The 22746-nt window shown below is 67.1% G+C and carries 17 protein-coding genes; 4 read left to right on the forward strand and 13 right to left on the reverse strand.

The annotated features are described in order from the left end of the window. Positions 1 to 47: 47 nt before the first annotated feature. A complete protein-coding gene (locus tag OEX18_04655) occupies positions 48 to 2045 on the forward strand; it encodes a HEAT repeat domain-containing protein (GenBank protein ID MDH4336550.1) in 1998 nt (665 codons plus the stop codon). Here OEX18_04655 and OEX18_04660 read toward each other — a convergent pair. The 10 genes from OEX18_04660 to OEX18_04705 form a co-directional block, all read right to left on the reverse strand. Beyond that, positions 2042 to 2539 (reverse strand): NUDIX hydrolase, encoded by a 498-nt coding sequence (locus tag OEX18_04660; protein ID MDH4336551.1) that lies wholly within the window; start codon positions 2537 to 2539, stop codon positions 2042 to 2044. The two genes, OEX18_04655 and OEX18_04660, sit on opposite strands and share 4 nt — an antisense overlap. Next, entirely contained in the window at positions 2536 to 3801 is a 1266-nt protein-coding gene (locus OEX18_04665) for a hypothetical protein (GenBank protein MDH4336552.1), read from the reverse strand. Before OEX18_04665 ends, OEX18_04660 begins: the two co-directional genes overlap by 4 nt. Positions 3802 to 3821: 20 nt before the next feature. Then, positions 3822 to 4586, reverse strand: a complete 765-nt coding sequence (locus OEX18_04670; protein MDH4336553.1) for a hypothetical protein — start codon at positions 4584 to 4586, stop codon at positions 3822 to 3824. Continuing rightward, positions 4564 to 5757, reverse strand: coding sequence for an alanyl-tRNA editing protein (locus tag OEX18_04675; GenBank protein ID MDH4336554.1), 1194 nt, complete (start codon positions 5755 to 5757; stop codon positions 4564 to 4566). The genes OEX18_04670 and OEX18_04675 overlap by 23 nt, the downstream gene beginning before the upstream one ends. 38 nt (positions 5758 to 5795) lie before the next feature. Further along, positions 5796 to 6161, reverse strand: a complete 366-nt coding sequence (locus OEX18_04680) for an aspartate 1-decarboxylase (protein ID MDH4336555.1) — start codon at positions 6159 to 6161, stop codon at positions 5796 to 5798. Between the two features lie 67 nt (positions 6162 to 6228). Further along, positions 6229 to 7824 carry an apolipoprotein N-acyltransferase gene (gene lnt, locus OEX18_04685; GenBank protein MDH4336556.1) on the reverse strand — a complete coding sequence of 532 codons (1596 nt, stop codon included), beginning with the start codon at positions 7822 to 7824 and terminating at the stop codon, positions 6229 to 6231. Next, on the reverse strand, positions 7821 to 8873 hold the full coding sequence (locus OEX18_04690; GenBank protein MDH4336557.1) for a Gfo/Idh/MocA family oxidoreductase: 1053 nt from the start codon (positions 8871 to 8873) through the stop codon (positions 7821 to 7823). Before OEX18_04690 ends, lnt begins: the two co-directional genes overlap by 4 nt. After that, on the reverse strand, positions 8870 to 9856 hold the full coding sequence (locus OEX18_04695) for a sigma-54 dependent transcriptional regulator (protein MDH4336558.1): 987 nt from the start codon (positions 9854 to 9856) through the stop codon (positions 8870 to 8872). Before OEX18_04695 ends, OEX18_04690 begins: the two co-directional genes overlap by 4 nt. Before the next feature lie 279 nt (positions 9857 to 10135). After that, a complete protein-coding gene (locus OEX18_04700; protein ID MDH4336559.1) occupies positions 10136 to 10732 on the reverse strand; it encodes a hypothetical protein in 597 nt (198 codons plus the stop codon). 23 nt (positions 10733 to 10755) lie between these two features. Continuing rightward, positions 10756 to 12552, reverse strand: coding sequence for a hypothetical protein (locus OEX18_04705; GenBank protein ID MDH4336560.1), 1797 nt, complete (start codon positions 12550 to 12552; stop codon positions 10756 to 10758). A 189-nt stretch (positions 12553 to 12741) separates the two neighbouring features. Here OEX18_04705 and OEX18_04710 point away from each other — a divergent pair, with 189 nt between their 5' ends. Genes OEX18_04710 through OEX18_04720 form a run of 3 tightly spaced genes read left to right on the forward strand, consistent with a single transcriptional unit; the run spans position 12742 to position 16015 of the window. Continuing rightward, complete coding sequence (locus tag OEX18_04710) at positions 12742 to 14181, forward strand: sigma-54 dependent transcriptional regulator (GenBank protein ID MDH4336561.1); 1440 nt, start codon at positions 12742 to 12744, stop codon at positions 14179 to 14181. Between the two features lie 33 nt (positions 14182 to 14214). Further along, the gene (locus OEX18_04715) at positions 14215 to 14709 is read left to right on the forward strand and encodes a GNAT family N-acetyltransferase (protein MDH4336562.1); all 495 of its coding nucleotides are present in this window, start codon (positions 14215 to 14217) and stop codon (positions 14707 to 14709) included. Next, the gene (locus tag OEX18_04720) at positions 14699 to 16015 is read left to right on the forward strand and encodes an SGNH/GDSL hydrolase family protein (GenBank protein MDH4336563.1); all 1317 of its coding nucleotides are present in this window, start codon (positions 14699 to 14701) and stop codon (positions 16013 to 16015) included. The genes OEX18_04715 and OEX18_04720 overlap by 11 nt, the downstream gene beginning before the upstream one ends. Positions 16016 to 16025: 10 nt before the next feature. On the opposite strand, the gene OEX18_04725 is transcribed toward OEX18_04720, so the two are convergent. The 3 genes from OEX18_04725 to OEX18_04735 all read right to left on the reverse strand — a co-directional run bounded on the left by OEX18_04725 (position 16026) and on the right by OEX18_04735 (position 22737). Beyond that, complete coding sequence (locus OEX18_04725; GenBank protein MDH4336564.1) at positions 16026 to 19169, reverse strand: hypothetical protein; 3144 nt, start codon at positions 19167 to 19169, stop codon at positions 16026 to 16028. A gap of 111 nt (positions 19170 to 19280) precedes the next feature. Continuing rightward, the gene (locus tag OEX18_04730) at positions 19281 to 21680 is read right to left on the reverse strand and encodes a hypothetical protein (protein MDH4336565.1); all 2400 of its coding nucleotides are present in this window, start codon (positions 21678 to 21680) and stop codon (positions 19281 to 19283) included. Then, on the reverse strand, positions 21670 to 22737 hold the full coding sequence (locus tag OEX18_04735; protein MDH4336566.1) for a metallophosphoesterase family protein: 1068 nt from the start codon (positions 22735 to 22737) through the stop codon (positions 21670 to 21672). The genes OEX18_04730 and OEX18_04735 overlap by 11 nt, the downstream gene beginning before the upstream one ends. Between the last annotated feature and the right edge of the window lie 9 nt (positions 22738 to 22746).

Raw genomic sequence — 22746 nt, forward strand, 5'->3', positions numbered from 1 at the left:
GTTCTTATCATTGACAGGAAACGCCCGGGGATGAAAGCATCGCCGCCATGAATACAACAACTGTCCGATGCGCGCTGTTGGCGCTGGCCGCCGCGGCCGCGCTTTCCGGCCCGGCTGGCTCGTCACACGCCGCCGCCGGCCGCTACTCGCCGCTGCTCGCCACCGCCGCCGGCCAGGACACGCTGCGCAACCTTGCCCTGTGGGAGGATCAGCGCGTCACCGACAACGGCCGCATCTTCGAGTATATCAGGGAAGGCTCCCCCCTGGTGCGCCGTCGTGCGCTGGAGGTCGTGGGCCGCATGCAGGAGCCGGAGGACGCGTCGCGGGTGATTCCCTCGCTGAAGGATCCCAACCGCGAGGTATTCCGCGAGGCGGTGTTCGCCCTGGGACAGATCGGAAACCGCGATGCGGTGAAGCCGCTGCTCGAGGCACGCGCCGGCCGCAACGCCGAGGATGCGATGCTGATCGCCGACGCGCTCGGCAAGCTGGGCGGGGACGGCGTGGTGGAGGCCCTGGGAGACATGCTGCGCGACTTCAACGCGCCGGTGCGTGGCGCCGCGGCGCTCGCGCTCGCGCGCGTTCCCGGCGAGGCGGCCGCGGGCGTGCTGCTGCTGTCCATACACGACCCCGACGCCACGGTGAGATGGCGCGTGGCCTACGCCCTGGAGAAGCAGCCGGTGTTGCCGCGCTCATGCCAGTCGCTGGAGGAGTGCCTCGAGGCCGACGAACCGCTGGTACGCGCGTTTGCAGCGCGCGCCCTCGGCAAGCTCGAATGCCATGGCGCAACCAGGGCGCTGATCAACGTGCTCGACGACGGCGATCTGCGCGTCGCCGTCAACGCGGCACGCGCGCTGGGGGTCCTGAAATCGCGCGAGGCGGTGGATCCCCTGTCGGCGCTGCTGATGACGCACAAATCGCTGGATGTTCGCGCCACCGCTGCGGAGTCGTTGGAGAAGATCGGTGAGAAGGCGGCCAAGGACGCGCTCATGCAGGGCCTGCTGGACACCAGTGTGCTGGTGCGATGCAACAGCGTACGAGCGCTGGCGGCGTGCCTGGGCGAAAAGAGCGAGATGTTCATCGACGAGGCGCGCCGCGACGGCTCACGCCTGGTTCGTGCCGCGGCCATCGAGTGCTATGGCACCGCGGGTCTCAAGAAGCGCGCGGCAGATCTCAACCACATTGCCACCGCCGACAAGGACCCGATGATGCGCGCGGCGGCCGTCAGCGCGCTGGGGATGCTGAAGGACCCCGCCGTCCTGCCCATGTTGCCGCCCCACCTGAGCGACCCGGACTTCACCGTGGCCACCACGGCGGTGACGGCCATCGGCGAACAGGACTACCGCGCCGGCGTGTCCGCCCTGATCGAGGCCTACTATGCGCCTCGCGGCCGTGAATTCACGGACGTGCAGCTGGAGATCGTGACCGTACTGGGTGCGATGAAGGCCCTTGCCGCGGAGAGCCTGCTGGTGGACGCCACCACCCACGAGGACTACCGCGTGCGCGATGCCGCCACCGCAGCACTCGAGGCGATGGGCTTTCCACAGGCGGAGGCGCCGTCGGCGCGGTCGTTGCGCGAGCGCGGGTACGACCGCTCACGCCGCAAGCAACTCGCGCCCCCCACGGGGCTTCGTCGCGCGGTAATCGCCACCTCGCGCGGCGAGATCGAGGTGGAGCTCTTCGGCGATGACGCCATCCAGACGGTGGCAAACTTCGTCGAGCTGGCCAGGAAGGGCTTCTACAAGGACCTGACCATCCACCGTGTGGTGCCGAACTTCGTCGTGCAGGGCGGCGACCCGCGCGGCGACGGCGCCGGTGACGCGGGCTACACCGTTCCCGCCGAGGTGTCGCACCACCAGTACGGCGAAGGCTACCTCGGGATTGCGGACGCGGGCAAGGACACGGGGAGTTGCCAGTGGTTCATCACCTACTCCCCGCAGCCGCACCTGAGCGGCCGTTACACGATATTCGGGCGGGTGACGAAAGGGCTGGATCTGCTCTGGAAGATCGACCGCGGTGACAGCTTCGACGTACAGGTGCTCGACTAGCGCTCCACGAGGTCGGCCAGTGCCTGGCGGTGGGCGCGGAATGCGATGTCCGCGGGCGTGGCCGTGAGCGGAAAGAAGCGTGCTTCGCTGGCGTCGTCGCCCGGCCGCAGTTCTCCACCCACCCGGCGCGCCTCATACAGCAACAACACCACGCGCACGCGCGGGTCGTCCATGGCCATGTAGGCCCCGAACAACCCGGCCAGCTCCACCTCCAGACCGGTCTCCTCCCGGGTCTCGCGCACCGCGCATTCCTCCACGTGCTCGTCGTACTCCACGAAACCGGCGGGCAGGGTCCACATGCCCTCGCGCGGTTCGAACTTGCGCCGCACCAGCAACACCTCGCCGGACTCGACCAGCACCACGCCCGCGGCCGGGGCGGGATTGCGGTAGGCCACGAAACCGCAGCGCTCGCAAACCGCGCGCACCCGGTCATCCAGCTGGCGCGGTGTCAGCGCACCCCCGCAGCGCGAACAAAAAACCGGCTCGCAGCTCATCGCTGGGCGTACTGCGCGCGCAGGCGGTCGCGCCACGCCGTCTCCACTTCGGCGAGCGGGACGCCGTAGACCTTCTCGAACGCCATCGCGAACACGTCGGCGGAGTTGACCCCGTGGATGGCGGTGTACAGCTCGATGAGCTTGCCCGTGCCCCATCGGTCGACGATGAATCCCACGAAGGAAGCCGCGGAGGGGATGATGATGTTGGGATCCTCCATCGCCATCAGGTTGTAGTCGATGAGATGCCGCATGTCCGGCAGCCGGCGCGCGCGTACAATCTCACCCACCACTTCGTCGAGCGGGCGTCCCATCCACTCGTCCTGCATCCAGAAGACCGTGCCCTCGGAGATGGAGCGCGGTGGACGTCCCAGCGGGTCGGTGATGAAGTGCACCACCTCGTGGTTGTCGTTGGGATTGATGGAATGGAACTCGTAGTCGTCCCAGCTGACGTACTGATACCCCTTCAGGCTCAGCATCTCGCGAATCGTGGTGGTGTCCGGATAGAAGTAATACTGAATGACGACGTCGCTGGTAACACCCAGGCGCGCGGCGATGGCGTCGAAGATTGCCTGCTGGGATTGAATCGACCCCTCGGGCATGGGGTGCCCGGGCAGCCAGTGGAACACGAAGTTCTTGGTGGTCGACTCCTCCCACGGCACCGGCCGGGGGACGGAGAGCGTGATGTTGTCGAACCAGGCCCGGCCGTTCATCCCCAGCACGCAGGCCACCTGCACGTAGCGGGTGCCCTGCGGCAGGCGGAAGGTCTGGTCTTCCTGAGCCCAGAGCTGCGCGCCGGTACGCAGCCGCGTGCGCTTGTCGGCCGACCTGATCTCCTGAAATCGGGTGTGCTCCGCATCGAAGAACGTGAGCAGGAAGTTGCAGTGCGAGTACTGCCCCCTTCTCAGCTCCACGTCTTCCAACTGCATCCAACCGGTGAGCGTCACGTGGGTGGCATGCTCCGGCACCGAGACCTCCTGCGCCAGCAGGTGGAACCGCTCCGTGCCCGGGTCGGCCTTGAACGACCACGAGCGGGTGCCGTCCTGGGCAACGCCTTCGTCGATTGCGTACACCACTTCGCTCTGTCCCTCCCCGCCGCGAAACGGAAGCAACTGCCATCCCCTGGGCAGGCCGTCCTTCCCCACCTCCTCGAACGATCCGTTGCTGATCAGATTGGTGTCGTACTGAAACTCCTTCTTCCCGCACCCCGGCGCCACCAGGATCAGGAAGACGGCCGCCAGGGCCGCGGGCAGGGATCGGCTCATCGCATTTCTCCGTTGTGTGTTCATTTCTTGTCGGTCCACTCCACCAGTTCAAAAACCGTGACGTTCTGCTCGCAGCGCACGATGCGCCGGCCGGCGTCCACAAACAACGTGGCCGGCCCCACGCGCTCCCGTTCCGCCTTTAACACCACCACCGGGGTTTTCTTCCCGAGAACATCCATGGTTTGCTCGCCCGCGACATAGATCTCCCCGCTCTCCACCACGTTGCGCTGCGGGTCCAGCCACTGAAAGCGCTGGTGGTCGGGGGAGGAGAGGTTGACCCAGAACAGGATTTCGTACCAGCCGTAGACCGTGCCCAGTTCCACGATGGGAAGACCGGCGGGGACCACGATGCGGCGCGAATCGGTCCGGCCCCGGATGTCGCTGCTGACCACCACCACGTTGGAGAAGACTTCCGCCGTGTAAGCGATGCGCGTGGTGTCCGTGGCCTGCGCGATGGTCCGCTCGCTCTTGAAGGAACGCGGAAAGTAAGACTCCTCGTCCACCACCAGGCGCACGACCGAGGACAGCGTCGCGCCACCCATGTTGGCCGTGGACACCACGTCGTAGATCACGGTGTTGTCGTCGTAGGTGCGGCGCTCGAAACGTTCCTGGCCTATTTCGCTGTCCTGCTGTATCAGGCGATAACCGCCATGAACGGTCGACAGCAGCCGCACCGGCTTCTTCTGGTGCATGGGCGACTCGGCCCTCGCGCCCGCCGCGCCCGCCGCGCACGCGGCGAGCAGGGCAACGACGACAAAAGCGCTACGACAGCCGGGTGCGAACATGGGCTTCCATCCTCTGCATGAGTTCTTGCAAACGCGAATCATCGGGGAGCTTCAACTGAACGAAACCACCCTTGCCACCCCCCGATCCACCCAGCTCCCGCGCGATATCGGCGGCGCCGGAGGCGAGGTCGATGGCAAGATCACGCGAGGCAACGCACAACACCGCGCCGTCATCGGCGCCCAGAATGGCCACCACCTTCGCCTCACCCTGCAGCACGGTGGCCAGCGCGCGCACGTAGGCCGGATCGGCATCGCGGTGCAGCAACACCCGCACGCCTCCCGCACGCGCGGCGCCATCCAGCAACCGCGCCATCTCGGCCCCGGCCAGGCGTTCGGTGAGGAATTTCGCGCGGCGGGCGCCGGCCTGCGCATCGTCCATGATGCGCTCGATCCGCGTGAGCACCTCCGCCGGTCCGGTGGTGAGGCGATTGGCCAGCGCCTGGACGATGGCGTGTTTCTCACGGTAGTCGTCGAGTGCGCGCAGGCCCACCTTGAAGTGGACGCGCTGCAGCCCCTTCACCTTCTCGCCCTTGAGCACCTTCACCAGTCCCAGTTCGCCGGTGTTGCGCACGTGTGTCCCGCAACACGGGATGAGATCGAAGTCGCGCACCGCAACGATGCGCGCCTCGCTCACGCCCTCGGGCACCTTGCGGCGCAGATCGAGGCGGTCCAGTTCGGCCAGCGGCATGGTGGTGATGTCCACGGGACGGTTTTCTTCGATGACGTGGTTGGCGACGTCCTCCGCCTTGCGCACGGCGTCTTCATCGAAGCCGGTGCCCTCCAGGTCGATGGTGCACGTCTCTTCACCCATGTGAAACGACACCGTGTGCAGACCGGCCGCCTGGATGAAGGCGCGGGACAGAACGTGCTGACCGGTGTGTTGCTGCATGTGGTCGAAGCGCCGCCCCCAGTCGATGGCGCCCGCTATCCGTTGCCCGGCCCGCAGGGTGCCCTGCACGGTGTGGACGACGGCGTCGTCGCGCTCCTGCACGTTGGCCACCACCGCGTCCCCCAGCGTTCCGCCGTCGGGCAGCTGTCCACCCGATTCGGGATAGAACAGCGTGCGGTCCAGCACGACCTCGCTGGCGCCGTCCTCCAGCGGACGGGACGAAGCCACCGCCGCCTCGAACACCGTGTCGTAGGTCTGGTCGAGGTAGAGCTTCTGGGTCATGGAAACGAAGCGGATCTGACAGGCGCCGGCAAAGGGCGCTACGCGACGAAGGAGCGCCGGATGACGCGGTTTTCCTCGTCGAGCAGGACGATCCGGGGTACGTGCGTGCGGGCCTCCGACTCGGAGACGCGCGCAAAGGAGAACACGATCACGCGGTCCCCCGTCTGGCCCAGCCGGGCGGTGGCGCCGTTGAGTTCGATGCGCCCCGAACGGGCCGGCGCCGGGATGACATACGTCTCAAACCGGTCCCCGGTGTTCATATTGGCCACCAGCACCTTCTCCCAGCGGTGAAAGCCGACTTCTTCCATGAGGGCGGCGTCGATGACGATGCTGCCCTCATAGTTCATGTCGACACCGGTGACGGTTGCCTGGTGGATCTTCGATTTAAGGAGAAAAACGTCCATGAAAACTCCCGGGAAACAAGCCGCGTCCCGAATCATAACCGCTCGGCGGCCCCGGCACAATAGGCAGTCAGGATGGGGTACGGACGCCGCGCCGGGCCAGAGCCCACGCCACGGCAAGCAGAAGCAGGCTCGCGACCACCAGGGGCGTGTCTCCCACGCGCTCATACACGGTGCGGCCGCCCAGCAATTTCACCTCGGCCAGCAGGACACCGCCCTGGTTGAGCGGCAGCAACTGCGTCACCTCGCCGGTGGGAGCCACCACCATCGACACGCCGCTGTTGGCGCTGCGCACCAGGTAGCGGCGGAACTCCACCGCGCGCGCGATGCTCATCTGCGCGTGCTGGAAGGGCCCCGGTGTGTCGCCGAACCAGCCGTCGTTGGTAACGTTGACCAGCAGCTGCGACCCATCCTCCACCCCCTGCCGGCACAGGTACGGGAACACCGACTCGAAACAGATCAGGGGCGTGAAGCGGGCACCGTTTGCCACCAGCGGTGCGCGGCGCGGACCGGGCTGGAAGTTGGCCTGGCCGAAGTCCACCTTGCGCAGCGAACGAAAGCGCTGCGCCAGCGGCAGCGCTTCGCCGAACGGAAGCAGGTGGCGCTTGTCATACTTGAGGATCTCGCCGTCCGGCGCGAACACGCCGGATGAGTTGTAGATGTTCAGGTCCTCACCCGGGCCGTCGTAGCGATGGTCGAGGAAACCGACGTAGACGGGAATGCCCAGCCACCGCGACAGGCCCACCAGGCGGCTCTTGTAACCGGGCGCGTTCTCTATGTACACCGGCGCGCACGTCTCCGGAAAGATGACGAGCTCCGCGCCCATGTCCCGCGCCTGGACGGCCTGCTCGTCAATTCGATTGAACGACGAGTCCTTGAACTCGGGCTTCCACTTGATCTCCAGGTCGATGTTGGGCTGCGCGATTCCCACCCGCATCGTCGCACCCGGCAGCGCATCCACCCGCCGCATGGCCGCGTCGCCGTACAGGAACATCCCCGCCGCGACGGCGCATGCCAGGACGCCGGCGGCCGCCTTGGCGCGCGGGCCGGGCGCCGTCACCAGCACCGCGATCAGCGCATTGACCAGAACGATTATGAACGAGAGTCCGTACACGCCCCACAACTCAGCGGACTGCAGCAGCTGCGGGTGATCCGAGAGGGTGTACCCCATGACGCCCCAGGGAAAGGCCAGTTCCCCGCGCGAACGAACCAGCTCCACCAGCGCCCACAGCGCGGGGGCGGCAACCACGAAGGCCGGCCGGCGCCAGCGCGTGAGCGCGGAACACGCCAGGAAGAACAGCCCCGAGTAGCACGCCAGGTAGAGTGAGAGCAGAGCCAGCGCCGGCGTGAGCAGGAGCGGCATCATGAACTGGCGCGGGATGATCTTCGAGAGCAGCGGGATGGTGGCATCGGCGGCGGGACTCAACATCAGGATCCACCACATCATGGTGGCGAAGCACACGAACCCGGTCAGAAAGCCGGTGCGGAACGATTGCCGGCGCGTGGGGCGCACGCGGAGCACGGCCACGAACACGGGTGCCAGCGCCAGGAACGACACCGGCCCCAGCGAGGTCATGGGGAAGCACAGCGTGATCAGCAGGCCGGAGAGAATCGCGGGAACGATGAGGGGAAGCGGGGGCAGGACTCTGCCCGGGAGCCATTTCATCCGCCGAGCTCGACCTCTCTGCCGGTGCGCGCCGACTCGTACATGGCGTCGGCGATGCGCATGGTGTGCAACGCATCCCGCCCCGACGCCATGGGCGTCTTCTGTTTGCGCACGCACTGGATGAAGTGGTCGATCTCCGCCTGGTAGCTGTCCTTGAAGTAGTTCTTCTGTTTGCCGAGCGCGGGGGTCACGTTGACCAGCACGCCCTGGATGGACTTGTGCACCTGCAATGGGGTAAGAATGCCCGCACCCTTGCTGCCGTAGATCTGCATGTAGACCACGTCGCGCGGGTCGCGCAGGTTCCAGTTCACCTCCAGCATGAGACACGCACCGCCCGCAAAGCGCACCATGGCGCAGGCGGAGTCTTCCACCGTGTCCTTGCCCTTCTGTCCGAACACGCTGCAGGAAACACCGGTGGCCTTCTTGAGTCCGCTGATCCACATGGCCAGATCGAGGAGCGGGGTGCCCATGTCGAGCAACGCGCCGCCACCCGCCTTGCCCCTCTCGGTGAACCAGGCGCGGTCCTTCCAGTCCGTGGCGCGCCGCAGCCAGCCCGCCTTGACGATGTTTACGTCTCCGAGTTCCTTGCCGCTCACGAACTTCTGCAGCATCTCGGCGTCTTCGCGGAAGCGGTTGTTCAAGGCGGCCATGAGGATGCGATCGTGCTTCTCGGCGGCCAGCACCATCTGCTCGGCTTCCTTGGCGTTGCGCGCCAGCGGTTTCTCGCACAGCACATCGCGACCGCTGCGCAGCGCCGCGATGGCCATGGGCGCGTGCAGGTAGTTTGGGGTGCAGATGTCGACCGCATCCACCTCGCACTTCTTGAGCATGTCGGAGATGTCGTCGAACCACTCCTTGAAGCCGAACTGCTCCTTGATGCGACGGGCCTTCACGGGGTCGTAGTCGACCACCGCCACCAGCTCGACGTCGGGGTTGGCACGGTACGCCGGAATGTGGGCCACCTGGGCCACGTGACCGGCACCCACCACCGCAATACGCGTCTTGTCAGCCATGCCGGCATGGTAGCGCACCGGCCACCACCGTGTCACGCTGAGTTCTCCGGGCCCTCCCGCGCGATACCGTAGCGCTTGATCTTCTTGATCAACCCCTGGCGCGAGAGTCCCAGGCGGCGGGCGGATTTGGACTTGTTCCAGTTGGTTTCCTCGAGCGTGCGCTTGAGCAGGTTCGCCTCCAGGTGGCTCACCGCGCGCGCCAGCGGCGCCTCGCACAGCACGTCGACATCCAGCGTCACCGCAGCCGCCTCCTCGGCGATGCGCGCCGACAGCATGTCCGGGGTGAGCAGATCGGGCGCTGCGTGCAGCGCGACGATCCGTTCCACCTCGTTCTCGAGTTCGCGGATGTTGCCGGGCCATGGGTAGGCGATGAGCACACGCGCTGTTTCCTCCGGAACCGCGGGGGGCTCCAGGCCGCGAACGCGGAAGAAGTGCGCCGCCAGGTCCACCACGTCGGCGCGCCGTTCGCGCAACGATGGCACGCGCGCCTCCACCACGTTGATGCGGTAGAAGAGATCCTTGCGGAAGGTACCGTCCGCCACCATGCGCGCGAGATCGGCGTTGGTGGCGGTGATGAGGCGCGCGTCGACACGGCGCACCGCGCCCTCGCCCATGCGGCGCACCTCCCCCTCCTGCAACACCCGCAGCAGCTTCGCCTGAATATACGGTGGAATCTCGCCGATCTCGTCGAGGAAGATGGTGCCGCCGTTGGCCTGCTCGAAGAGCCCGGCGTGGGATCGCACCGCGCCGGTAAAGGCACCGCGGTCGTGGCCGAACAACTCGCTCTCCAGGATGCCCGGCGCCAGCGCCGCGCAGTTGACCGAAACGAAGGGCTGCCGCGAGCGGCGGCTGAAGCGGTGCAGGTTGCGCGCGAGCACCTCCTTGCCGGTGCCGCTGTCGCCGGTGATGAGTACGGTCACGTCGGATCCGGCCAGTGTCAGCACCAGGTCGCGCAGGCGTTCGGCGGCGAGCGATTCGCCGACGATGGGCGGGTCGAAACGATGTGGGGCGTCGTTCACGGTGCCATTCCGGATTGCAGTTCAGCGTGGCCGCGCCGGCCGGAGCGTGCCCGCGGCGGCAACTGACAGCGCAAGGCGGGTGCCACCACGCGCCCGCGCGCACAACGTCAACCCCGAAGCGAAGTTCGAGTGCGGCCCGGGAGCTGTGGCCGCACGCAGGGCGGGTTTGCACGCGGCGCGGGCGGTGGCCACGCCGCGGCGGTTAGCGCGCTGCACGCACGCAAGTTGGGCCGGATAGACGGGAGGTGAAGGCGTGTCGGCGGATCGACACGCCGGATCCTACGGCGCGGGTGCTTCGTCGAGCACGCCGTAGCCGGTGGGTGTGAACGGCGTTGACTTCTTCGGGCGTCCGGGCGCGTCGGTGTCCGCACGTGCGCCCACGATCCAGATGCGCGCGCCTTCGTACTCGCGGATCGCGCCGGTGAGGTCACCGCGGATCCAGTAGCGCTTGCCGTCCTTGGCGACGAGCACACACTGGTTGTCTTCGAGGGCGAGGATCCCCACGATGGGAACCTCGCCGGTGGGCAGCGGCAGGAGCTGGTAGCCCGTGGCGTCGATGCGCGGCGAACCAGGCACGAGCGGCGCCAGCATGGTGCCGTCCAGGGTGACGCGCATTTCCAGCAGCCCGCGCAGCTCGGTCATGAGCGCGTCGTCCCGGCTGTCGATGGTGAGTACCGTCTCGTCGCCGGTCTCCAGCACCAGGCTCGCAAACGGCGTGCTGCCCCGCAGCGACAGGACCCCGTCCACACTCACCCGCTGTCCCTCCTCGATGCCGCTGAAGTCACCGGCGACCTTCACCCGCCCGCCCCCGCAACCATCACAGGCCGCAACCACGAGCAGCGAGGCCAGCACCACACCCGGAACGTGATTCTTCAAAAGAGGTTTCCTCCGCGCAAGCGTCACTGAACTCGCACGATCACGTTGCGCAGGCGCGCATTGCCGATTTCATCCGTGAACGTGAAACGCGATTCTGTGTTGAGCGCACCCGTGAACATGTAGAAATCACCGGAACTCTTGCGGATGTCACCGGCCACCAGACCCCCGCCGGCGGCGCGCAGCGGTGTCACCAGTGTGCCGAAGTCCGCGAGATCGATGGACGTGTAATTGAAACGCGGGTCCGCGGTGACGCCGCGATCACTCAGATAGAGCGCGGCCAGGAACTCGGCCACGAGGTCATAGAAGTCCCGCCCGGTCACCTCCTGCACGCAGGCGCGTCCGGCGCAGCGGCTCTGCACGATCTCCTTGAGGATGTCGGTGCCGTAGCGATCGGCCATCAGGCGCAGGAACAGGTAGATCCCCCCGCGCTGCGAAAGCGGTGCGGTGTTGTGCTCCAGCGAGATAGCACCGGGGTTGCCCATGTAGATCGCGGTCCGCTTCTGGTTGTCGACATCGAGACTATTGAGGTCCTCGGCCATGTGCGCCATGCCCTCCTCCAGCCAGGTCGTCTGCGTGACGCCACCCTCGTTGAAGATACGGTGCGAGAAGCTGATCATGTGTTCGTGCTCATGCGCGGTGGTGGAGATGTTGGTATCCAGCGTGAATTGCACCGGGAACGTGTTCCCCCACTGTGCCGCGGGATCGGCGGCGAGCAGATAGAATATCTCGGCCTCGTTGCTGATACCCGAGGGTATGGCGGGCGGTGAGTACAGATCCACCGACAGGAAAAATCCCGCAATGAAGCCCCCGGACCCGCCCGGTGTCAGCCGGTTGACCACCGGCGTGCTCAGGATGATCGCCTTGCCGTTGCCGTCGACATCGGAATAGCCCCCGAAGTACTGCACGTTGGTGGCTTCGATGCCGTTGTCGAACGCTTCACCGATGGTGCGGTAGTGGGATCCGTCGAAGTTGCCGGTGGCAAGGGTGTCCACGTCGGAATAGACGAGGCACCTGGCGCCGTCGTAGCGCAGTTCCGCGGTGACGCGCTGGAAGCTCGCCGGGTTGGTGACGCTGCCGGTGGTGGTCTTGAGCACATAGAATTGACGGGTCACCTGCGGCGCCTGTGGGGTCGCCGGCGCGGACCGGCGGGTGGGCCGCGGCGGCACACCCCGGCCGTCGACCAGCTCCCGTGTCTGCTCCCAGCGCCACGCCTCGAACGCCTCCTGCAGACCCACCCCCGTGGCCTCGGCGGCACGCAGCGCCGCCGCCGCCGTTTGCGTGGCCGCCACCGGGACCGCGGTCTCGCTGTCGATGGCATAGCCCACTTCTGACGTGTAGGGAAGACCCGCATTGGTGGCGTGCGGGACCACCAGGTAGCGCGTGGTCGCGGTGGGATTGGGCAACGCGAGCACGTTGTTCGCGCCCAGTCCCCCGAACACGAAGAAGTCACCGATGCCGCGGCGCACCTCCACCGAGGGACCGGCGGACGATCCGCCCGCGTGGGAAACCCTGACGGGTCCGGTGGTGGCATCCTGGTCGACGATAACCGAGAGCGACGTCGAGCTGCCGGCGAACGGCTTGGACGTGCCCAGCGGATTGGTGAAGGTCACCGTGTTGGAACTCGCCGGCGACACGAAGTTGGATCCGGTGATCACCAGCGTGTCGCCGGGCGACACGACGGTCTCGCTGACCCCGCCCACCGTGGGCGGCGCGGGCGGCGGCGGCCCGGTTGGATCGTCATCCTCGGAACAGCCGAAGGTGAGCACGGCACAGAGGGCGGTGACGGCGAGCAGTGCGGGAGGCAGGAATCGTCGGTTCATGTTCAGGCGCGTCTCCACTCGCGCGAGCGAAACGGCACCAGGTGCCGTCTTCTGTAATTCGGGGCCGATCCGGTCGTTCAACGTTAGCGCAAGGCCCGCGCGTCCGCAAGCCAGATTCGGCCCCGGGCACGCTCCTTGCACAAAATACCCTGTTCAGTCCATTTGTTCCCGATGGTGTCCGGTACGGCCATGAAGACCAAGCACGACGCATTCGACCTTCTCATAATCGATTCCAACGACTGGGATGCGGAGCACGTCCGCGCCAGCCTGCGGGGGCTTTCCCGGCCGGTCCGCTTCGTCGGCGCCAGCGACCTAGACCGCCCCGACGCGCACGTGGACATCGTGATCCTCGGTTTCAGCGACGACGTCTCGCTCAATACCTCGCGGTCCACCCTGGAGAAGGCACGCCGCGTGTCGCCGGGCGCGCAGATCATCCTGTGCGTCCCGCCCGACCTGCCCAACCTGGACCAGAAGGTGCTGCAGATTCGCGCGCGCGCGTTCGTGTTCAAGCCCATCGACGACGAACCCTTCCACGAGTTGATCGAGCAGATCCTCTCGCAGATGCACCTGCGCCGCGAGCGCCAGGAACATGCGCGCAGCACGCGCCGCTCCACCAAAGTCGACGAAATTGTCGGTGAGAGCGAGCCCATCCGCCACGTGCTCGAACTGATCGACCGCGTCGCCGAGAGCACCACCACCTCGGTGCTGCTGCAGGGCGAGTCCGGCGTTGGCAAGAGCCTGTTCGCGCACACCATCCACGAGCGTTCGCGCACCTCGGAAGGGCCCTTCATCGAAATCAACTGCGCGGCCATTCCCGCCACGCTGATCGAGAGCGAACTGTTCGGTTACGAACCGGGCGCCTTCACGGATGCGCGCGGACAGAAGACCGGCCTCATCGAGCTCGCCGACGGCGGCTCCCTGTTTCTCGACGAAATCACCGAGATTCCACTGGTCACGCAGGTCAAGCTGCTGAAGTTCCTGGACTCGAAACGCTTCCGCCGCCTGGGCGGGGAACGCGAAATCGAAGTCGAGACGCGCGTCATCGCGGCCAGCAATCGCGACATCCACGGCGAGGTGGCGCGGGGCGCGTTCCGCGAGGACCTCTACTACCGGCTCAACGTGGTCGAGATCGTGGTGCCGCCGCTGCGCAAGCGCCCCGGCGACATTGCGGCCATCACCCGTCACTATCTGGGCGCCTTCAAGAAGAAGTTCGGACGGCCCAACCTGGACATCTCGCCAGCGGCGGCGGCGCTGATCCGCGAGTACCCCTGGCCCGGAAACGTGCGCGAACTGGTGAACGTGCTGGAACGCGCCGTACTCTTGTGCAAGTCCGACACCGTCGAGCCCGAGCACCTGCCCATCGAACGGCCCGCCGCGGCCCCGCAGCCCGTGGGGGTACGGCGCAACAGCGGGCGCATCGAGATCGACCTGCCCCCCGGTGCCATCACGCTGGATCAACTGGAAAGGGCGTTCATCGAGGCAACCCTCAAGCGCACGCGCGGCAACGTGTCGCGGGCGGCCGAGCTGATGGGAATCAGCCGCGGCGCGCTACGCAACAAGCTCACCCGCTACCGCATCGACCCCCGCGCCTTCAGCCGCCCCGCCTACGCGCTCGCCGACCAGGATTGATGCCGGGCGGGCGATCCGCTAGCATGGGTCGCCATGAGCAACTCCCAACCCATCGCCGTGCGCGCCGCGCGCATGGACGACGCAGAACGAATCGCGGAGTACAACCGTCTGCTGGCGCTTGAATCGGAAGACAAGGTGCTGGACCTGAACACGCTCAGCGCCGGTGTGCGGCGCGGCCTGTCCCACCCCGAACTGTGCCGCTACTTCATCGCCACCGCGGGCGGCACGCCGGTGGGCACCACCATGGTGACCTTCGAACTCACCGACTGGCGCGACGGCGTGCTGTGGTGGCTGCAGAGTGTCTACGTGGAACCGGCGTTTCGCCGCCACGGCGTGTTCCGCGCCATCTACGCCTTCATCGAAGCGGAGGCGCGCCGCCAGGGCGAGGTGCGCGGCCTGCGCCTCTACGTGCACCGCACCAACCAGCGCGCCATGCGCACCTACGAGAACGTGGGCATGCGCAAGGCGGACTATGACCTCTACGAGCACGACTGGTCCGGCGCCGTCCGCCACGCCGATGGCCGCTAGGCGCGGCGCGGTTCGCCTGCTGCTCCTCCTCGCGGGGTTCACCCTGCTGGCGGGCGCGGCCCTGCACAACCCGTGGACGGTACGGCTCGCGGTGCGCGCCGCCAGTGCGCTGGTGCACCGAACGGTCGCCGTTCCCGACAGCGCGCTCATCCATCGCGCACAACTCGCCTACCTCGTCGCGGGCGTCGTCGTCCTGCTGGCCGCGTATCTCATCGGCCGCCTTCCCCCGCTCGACCGCTTCTTCCGCCGCCCGCTGGTGGAGAAGATCATGCTGGCACTGGTGGTGCTGCTGCTCCCCCTGGTGTGGCTCGAGGTCGGGCTGCGCCCCTTCGTCCCGCCGCAGGAGAAAACCACCACGCTGTTCCTGCGCGACGACGCGCTGGGCTGGAAACTGCGGCCGAACGCGGTGGACCAGTGGGGCGGCGTGGAGGTGCATGTGAACGCGCGCGGCTTTCGCGGGCCGGTGGTTCCCTACGAGCGCGCCGGAAACGCGCGCCGCATTCTGTACCTCGGAGATTCGGTGACCTTCGGCTACCGCGTCGCGCGCTGGGAGGACACGTGGCCCTTTGTCCTCGCGGATTCCCTCCGCGCGCGCGATTCGATTCCGGTGGAGACGGTCAACCTGGCGGTGGAGGGATACTCGCAGTGGCAGGAACTCCTGCTGCTCGCCGGCGAGGGCGAAAAGTACGCGCCCGACCTGGTGGTGGTGGGGTTCGTCCTCAACGACGTGACCGAGATGTTTCACCTGGCGCGTTTTGGCGGTTCCGACGAGAGCTTCCAGCTGCGGCAGTCCTACTCCTCGCCCTTGCAGAAGCTGCTGGCAAAGAGCGCGCTGGTCTATGAACTGCAGAACGTGATCCGCGAGGTCAAGGCGCGGCGCGCGCTGGGCGAGGACCTGCGCCTGGGTGCGATCCGGCAGGAACAGCTGGAGGTGGAGTCGCTGATGCGTTCGCCGGAGGCGCCCGCCGTGCGCACCGCGTGGGACATCGCGCTGGCCGACCTGCAGCGCATCGCCGGCTGGTGCGAGGCGCGCGACGTCCCGGTGCTGGTGGTGGTGTTTCCTTTTACGGTGCAACTGGAGGACCCGGAAGGACTGGGCGCGCCGCAGAAGGTGATCGACGGATACACGCGCGCGCGCGGGATTCCCGCCCTCGACCTGCTCCCGCTGCTGGTGGACTACTCGCGCGACACCGGCGCCGCGCCGACGGACATCTTCCTCGACCACGACCACCTCTCCGAGACCGGCCACCGCGTGGTGGCAGGCCTGGTCGCGAAGCCAGTTGCGGAACTGCTCGCGAACCCCTGATTCCGAATCTCTAGAACGAGAACCCGACGACCACGTAGTAGCGCCACTGCGGGTCGTAGTAGACCGGGGCGACGGCCGCGATGGGGTTCACGTACACGGCGGGGTCGATGGCATACGCGGCCGCGAAGTTCACCGTGGTGGGATAGGAATAGAACGACCCCATGTTGAGCCGCAGCTCTCCGCCCACGTTGCTGTAGTAGTTGCGGTCGAGGGTGGGGTCGTCGGTGGGCAGGTTGCCGTCGTTCCACGCGCTCGCGGCCTCGTAGAAGATGCCGCCGTACAGGTCCTTGATGGTGAGCCAGGACGCCTGGCGGTTGATCTTGCGCCAGATGGGAAAACGGTAGGTTACGCTGGCCAGCGCGCCCTTGCGCCCGCCGATGGCGTAGTAGGTGTAGCCGCGCAGGCGGTCCATGCCGCCCATGTAGACCCAGAAGAAGTCGTCCACCGGTTTGTCGATCAGCGACGCCATCAGGCGGACCTGCAGCGTATGCCGCCAGCCCGGGAGCGCCAGGTACTCCCGCCAATCGACGGTGTACTGGCCAAATTGATAGCGCGTGAACTTGGGATTCACCCCGTAATCGAACTCGCCGCTCACGAACAGGTCATCGTTGGCGAACATCGCGTCGACGATGATCTCACGGCCGCCGCGGGGGTTGATGTCGCTGTCCACCGCGCGCGTGATCGACTTGTAGTACCAGTTGAAATGCGCCTCGTTGCCCACGAAGTACTTCCAGCCCACCGGCTGTTCCGGAATGGGGGTGACGCCCTGGTCGTTGAGCGGCACGTACTCCGGGGTGAGGAACACGTTGTACTCGCTGTGATTCCACCACACGCGCATCTCGTTGCGCCGGGTGCGGCTGTAGCGGTCTTCGAACTCGAAGCGCAGGCCCAGGTCGCCGGACCAGACATCGTAGCGGTAGTCGATATAATAGTAGCGATCGAGCTCCTCGATGGGAAACTGGTCGGCGTACTTCTGGCGCACGCGGTAGTACGACATGTAGAAGACCGGAAACAGCTTGCGCAGTTCGAAATCGATCACCGCGTCGAACTCTCCATCCGCCCCGTACGATCCCCCGAAGAAGAGGCTCTGGCGCTCCAAGATCTCGTTGTTGGAAACGAACAGTCCCGCGCGCGGCTTGTTGTTCCACAGCACGAAGCGCGGGTAGAACTGGAATCCGGTGTAGTCCCACTTGTAGGGCGTGCTCTCGTAGGTCTGCTGCAGCGGTGATCCCGGCTGCGCCGCGCCGGAGACGTCCGCCAGCGCGCCGCTCGACGCCAGCTGCACGCCGTCGCCCACCGGACGGTACCGGCCCGACAGGCTGCCCTTGAGATCCTGACACTCCTCGAACTCGCCGGCCGCGCGCTCGGCATACACCGTCTCCGGCATTTCCGCCACCGGTGCCTGCGACCCGCCCAGCAGCCGGAGGTGGTAACCGGCGCCGGAGTACCCCGAGTAGGCCACCGCCCCGTCCGAAGACGCGATGTCGGGCATGAACGCCCCGCCCGCCACGTTGGACAGCTGTGCGATCTCCCCGCTGGCCAGGTCCATGCGGTAGATGTTGAAGATGCCGGTGCGGTCCGACGAAAACACGAAGCCGTCGCCGTCCGCGGTCCAGCGCGCGTCGCGCTCGTCGTTGATGGTGCGCAGTTCGTAACGGAAATCACTGCCGTCGGCCGCGATCGACGCGATGTCGCGCGTTCCCTCGGTGAATATCCCGAACAGGATGCGCGAACCGTCCGGCGAGTACTGCGGCGCATACAACTGAAGCCCGCCCTCGCCGCCGTAGATGACACGCATGCCGGAACCGTCGGCGTTCATAACGGCCATGCGGTGGCTTCCGTCGGCGTTCAGTACGCACACGATCTGCCCGCCGTCGGGCGACCACTGCGGCTCGGCGGCGCGCGCCTTGCGGGTGATGCGCGTCTCTTTCTTTGTGGCCAGGTCATACACGAACAGGTCACTCAGGCGCGCCCCGTACGAGTCCGCGCGTTCGTGCTTGGCGTACGCCAGCCGGCCGCCGTCGGACGAGAACACCGGCCGCGACGAGACCCCGCCCTCGATGCGGTCGAGCTCCTTGCCGTCGCGCCCGGTGATGTACAGGCTGGTCGCGGCGTAGTCGCTGCCCTTGTTGCACAGAAATGCAATGCGCGCGCCGTCCGGGCTGAACGTCGGCGCGACGGTCATGAAGCCGTCGTCGCACACCACGTCACCCGCGCGCAGGTCGGGCTTCACCGGCGCGAGTTGCCGGTCGTAGCGGGCGCTGAGCGACGCCACCCAGTCCCGGTAGATGTCCCTGCCGCCCTTGCCGGTGACGTCCTTCATGGCGCCGTCCATGGTGAGCCGGTAGAACTTCCCCAGGCGCTCGTTGATCCTGTCGATCGACTCGGGGCCGTAGGTGGCGGCGATGTAGCGCACCAGGCCGTAGCCGTGGTCGTAGACCTGCTCGTTGCCGAGCCCGCGATGCCCCAGAAACCCCATGTCGTCGTAGGTCAGCATTCGGTCCTCGGTGACCGCCATGCGCAGGATCATGTCGCGGTGCGTGTCCCAGCAGTCATAGCGCCTGCCGGGCGACTGGTACTGCGCCACTCCCTCGGCCCACCACGCCGGTACCACCGTGCCGGTGATGGGATACGAGATGATCAAGTCGGGATAGCCGGTGATCACGTCGGGGCGCTTCTCGGTCTCGAAACCGACGGCCTGGAAGTACAACGCGGGAATGCGCAACGGCATCTTCATGGATGCCTGGATGGCGACGATGTGGGTGAACTCGTGGGTGACGACGTTCTGGATCCAGTCGGTCGTTCCCCGCAGGCCGAACTCCAGGTTGGTGGCCCAGATCTCGATCTTGTTGTCGTAGTAGTAGGCGGCGCCGTTGGCGTAGTCCTCGGTGTCGAGGATCACGAAGTGACAGCGCTTGGGCTCGTACTCGTACACCCCGGTGATGAAGGGGTAGATCTCCTCGGCAACCCGCGCGACTTCCTGCGCAGTCCACTCCGCGCCTGCATGGTAGTGGACGTCGAAGTGCTCGGTGGAAAGCGTGCGCCAGTCGAGGCCGGGGTTGGGTACCGACCACGCCGTGTCCACGGCATAGGGCACCGGCGCGAGCGCTCCAAGGAGGATCACGCCGCAGATGAAGAGTCTTCGTGCGTGCATGTAGTACCGCTGGTAAACGACAGGGGGGTCTGACGATCAGAGGAACGATTTGTTCCGTAATAATTTAGCGCGAATTCCGGCCGGAGTCAATCGCGCTCTCGCGCGGGAGGATCACAACAGCCGCGGCGCGTCGGGGATGCGGGTGGTGGCGCGCGGCACCCCGCGGGCAAAGAGCGACCGCTCGAGCTCGATCAGATGCACGGCGCCGGACGCGATATCCGCCTGCAGCGCCTCGACAACCTCGTCCTTGGCGGTCACGTAGATCACCTGCCAGCCACGCCCCACCAGATTGCGCAGCATCTTCATCAGCGAGCGCATGCGCTCCCGGTCGGCTTTCAGGAATGGATCATCCAGAATGAAGAAACCCTTCGTATCCGGAAGCATCCGCTCCGCGATGCTGGCCCGGATGGCCACGTAAAGCTGGTCGAACGCGCCCCCCGACAGCGCCCGTGCGGGCAGCCGCTTGCCGTCCGCCAGCTCCACCACGATCTCGCCGTCCTCCAGGTGCACCGCCCGGTAGCGCCCGCCGGTGATGTCGCGGAACCAGCGCGACACCAGCGTTCCCTCCCCGAACAGCTCACCCACCTTCTCGTCCTCTTCGGCCTCGATCTCCTGCACGATGCGGATGGCTTCCTTGGCCAGCCGCGCGTCGCGCTGCACGGACTCGCAGAACTCCAGCAGGTGCAGCCGTGCCGTTTCCAGTTCGCGGGCGGTGCGGCAGTTCACCGGCGGCTCCAGCACGCCGAGGTCCGCAATGCGGACCTTGATGGCGTCCAGGTCCCGGCGGGTCTTCTCCAGACGCTGCCGAAGCGCACGCTCGTCGTCGGTGATGCGCACGAGCTCCGCCTCGGCCCGGGCCACCGCGTCGGGATCCGCCTCGGTCACTTCGGCGGGCAACGCCTCCAGGCCTCGCATCGCTTCCGCCTCGCAAACCCGCAGGAATCCGTCCCGGTCCGCGGCGCGCAGCGCGGCGGGAATCCAGCCGCGCAACAGGGTGAGACGGGCGCCGATCCCGTTCTCCAGCCCGCGCCGCTTCTCCACCGCCACCTCCAGCAGTTCCACCGTCTCGAATCCGCTGGCCGCGCGCAGCGACTCCAGCGCCGCGTGGGTGGTGGCGATGCCCGCGCGCCGGTCCGCCTCGTTGCGCTCGATCGCGGCGACGTCCGACTCGCGCTGGCGTACCTGCACCTCGGCGTCGCGCGCCCGCTCCACCGCCTGCGCGGCATCGCGTTCCAGCGCGTCGATGGCCTCTTCCACCCCGGCCACCGAACCCGCCGCGAGCCCCAGTCGCGCCGCCACCGCCAGCAACTCCGCTTCTCTGCGCACCAGCCCCGCGCGCGTCCGGGAACCGCGCACCAGCAGCGCCCCGCACCACCCCGCGGCGGCGACACACGCCACCGCCGCCCCCACCGCGATGGGGGATTGGAAGAGCAGCGCGAACACGACCGCCGCGACGCCGAGAACACTCGACACCACCGTCACCGCCACCAGCGCGCGGGTTGCGTGTTCGGCATGCTCGCGGTCGCGGCGCTCCAGTTGCCAGGCTTCCAGCAGAGGGCGCAACTCACCCTGCGCGCGGTCGCGAAGCGCCTCCGCCCCCGCCGCCGCCGCGCGCATCGACTCCCACGCCGACATCGCCTCGTCGCGCGCGGCGCGCACCTCCTCACCGCGGGCAACCGCATCGGCGAGATCCTTCTCCAGCAACTCGCGCTTGACCAGCAGGCCGCGCCAAGCCGCCAGCTGCGCGTCATCCGCGTTGGCCAGTGTCGCCAACGTGGCCAGATCCGCGCGCGTCTCTTCCACCGCCCGCCGTGCATTCTCCAGACGCGTGCGCGTTTCCGCGGCGCGTAGCGTGCGCAGTTCCCCTTCGCAGCGTTCGCGCACCTCCGCAAGTTCCGCCAGGCGGCGTGAGGACACGTCGAATCCGTCCCGTTCCAGCGCGCCGCCCAGCTCGACCATGCGGTCGATCAGCCGCTCGGCGGCCGTCACCTGCTCGCCGATGCGCTTCTGATCGCGGTCCTTGCGGACGGTGAGTGGACTGTCCGGGCTTGCGCTGCGCAGGCGCCCGATGCGCTTGAGCGCATCCTTGAGACGGTCGATGGCGGTGGACGACGTGCCACACAGGCGCTCGCTCACCCGGCCGTAGTACGCCTCCTCGTCGTTGAGCGCGAGGTCGCTGTCGCGGATGAGGAACACGTTGCGGAAGTCCTCCGGCGATATCGCCACCGGCGCAACATCCGCCAGCGATTCCTCCGCACCGATCTTGGTCTCGCCCGCGTGGGTGGTCACCACCACGAAACCTTCCGGGCGTTCGTCCACGCGCGTGAGGTTTCCGAACAACTTGTAGTGCGAGCGCTTGAGGCCGTCCTTGAACAACATGCGCACCAGCGCGTCGATGAGCAACGTCTTGCCGCGTTCGTTGGGTCCGTGGATCACCGTGAACGGGGCGAGGGTCTCGTCGAGCGGCTGCAGGGGGCCGTAGCGGCTGATGCAAACCCGCTTAACGTGCATCCGGCACCTCCATCATGGCGCGAATGGTCATCTCGCGCACCAGCGCGCGATCGTCTTCCCCCAGCGCGGTGCGTTCGAGGCGCGCGTCGAAACGCTTGAAGAGATCGCCGGCGATGATGGCGCCGACATCGTTGCAGGACCCCGTCTCCACCGATTCGCACGGGAAGCGCGCACACAGTTCCTTGAGTGCGGCCTGGAACTCCACCTCTGTCATCCCTACCTGCGACAGATCCACGAAACCGCGCACCGTCACCAGCGCGCGCGCGTGCATGTCGAGCGTGGAGAGACGCTTCTCGATGCGCACCAGGGGATGCTCACCCTCGGAAGGCGCGAGACGGATATCTACCTCCTCGAAATGGTGGGTGTTGAGCACGTGCGCCACCGGCGCCGCGCCGGGGTCCAGCAGTGTCACGTGACGGCGCCCGGTCTCGCGCCGGGTGATCGCCACCGGCGAACCGGAATAGACGAAGTAGCCGTCGCCGCAGGCGCGCACGTCGTGGTTCTTGTGGAAGTGCCCCGCCAGCACGTAGTCGAAACCGAGGCTGGCAATATCGGCGATACGCGCCGGCATGTACTCGCGGTCGTCCTCGTCGCCGAAGGCACCGCCCCCCGGCGAGAAATCGAGCAACTCGCCGTGGTAGAGGAGCACGTTGGTGCCGTCGGCGCGCTGGCGCGACGCCGCGCGCAGGCGCGCGAGGGTTCCGTCGATGCTCACATCCTCGTAGGGGAGCCCGACGAAACGGATCCCGCCGACATCCGCCACCGTGTCGTGACCGGCGAGAACGCGCACGTTGTCGCCAAAAAAATCTCCGGCGCGGATACCGCGCGCGTCGTGGTTGCCGGGGATGATGACGACGGTGCCGGGAAAGCGCTCCAGAGCGCGGCGCAGGTTGGTCTTGAGCGCGGGCGCGTCCACGTCGCGGTCGAACAGGTCGCCCGCAATCGCCACCACCCCGGCGCCGGCATCGGCCGCCACGGCGAGCACCGCATCCAGCGCCTTCCAGCGCTCCTCGCGTTCGCCGCGCAGGTGCACGTCTGCCGTGTGGACGATTCGCATCGCGAGCAT

Source organism: Candidatus Krumholzibacteriia bacterium (assembly GCA_029865265.1).
Classification (GTDB): domain Bacteria; phylum Krumholzibacteriota; class Krumholzibacteriia; order WVZY01; family JAKEHA01; genus JAKEHA01.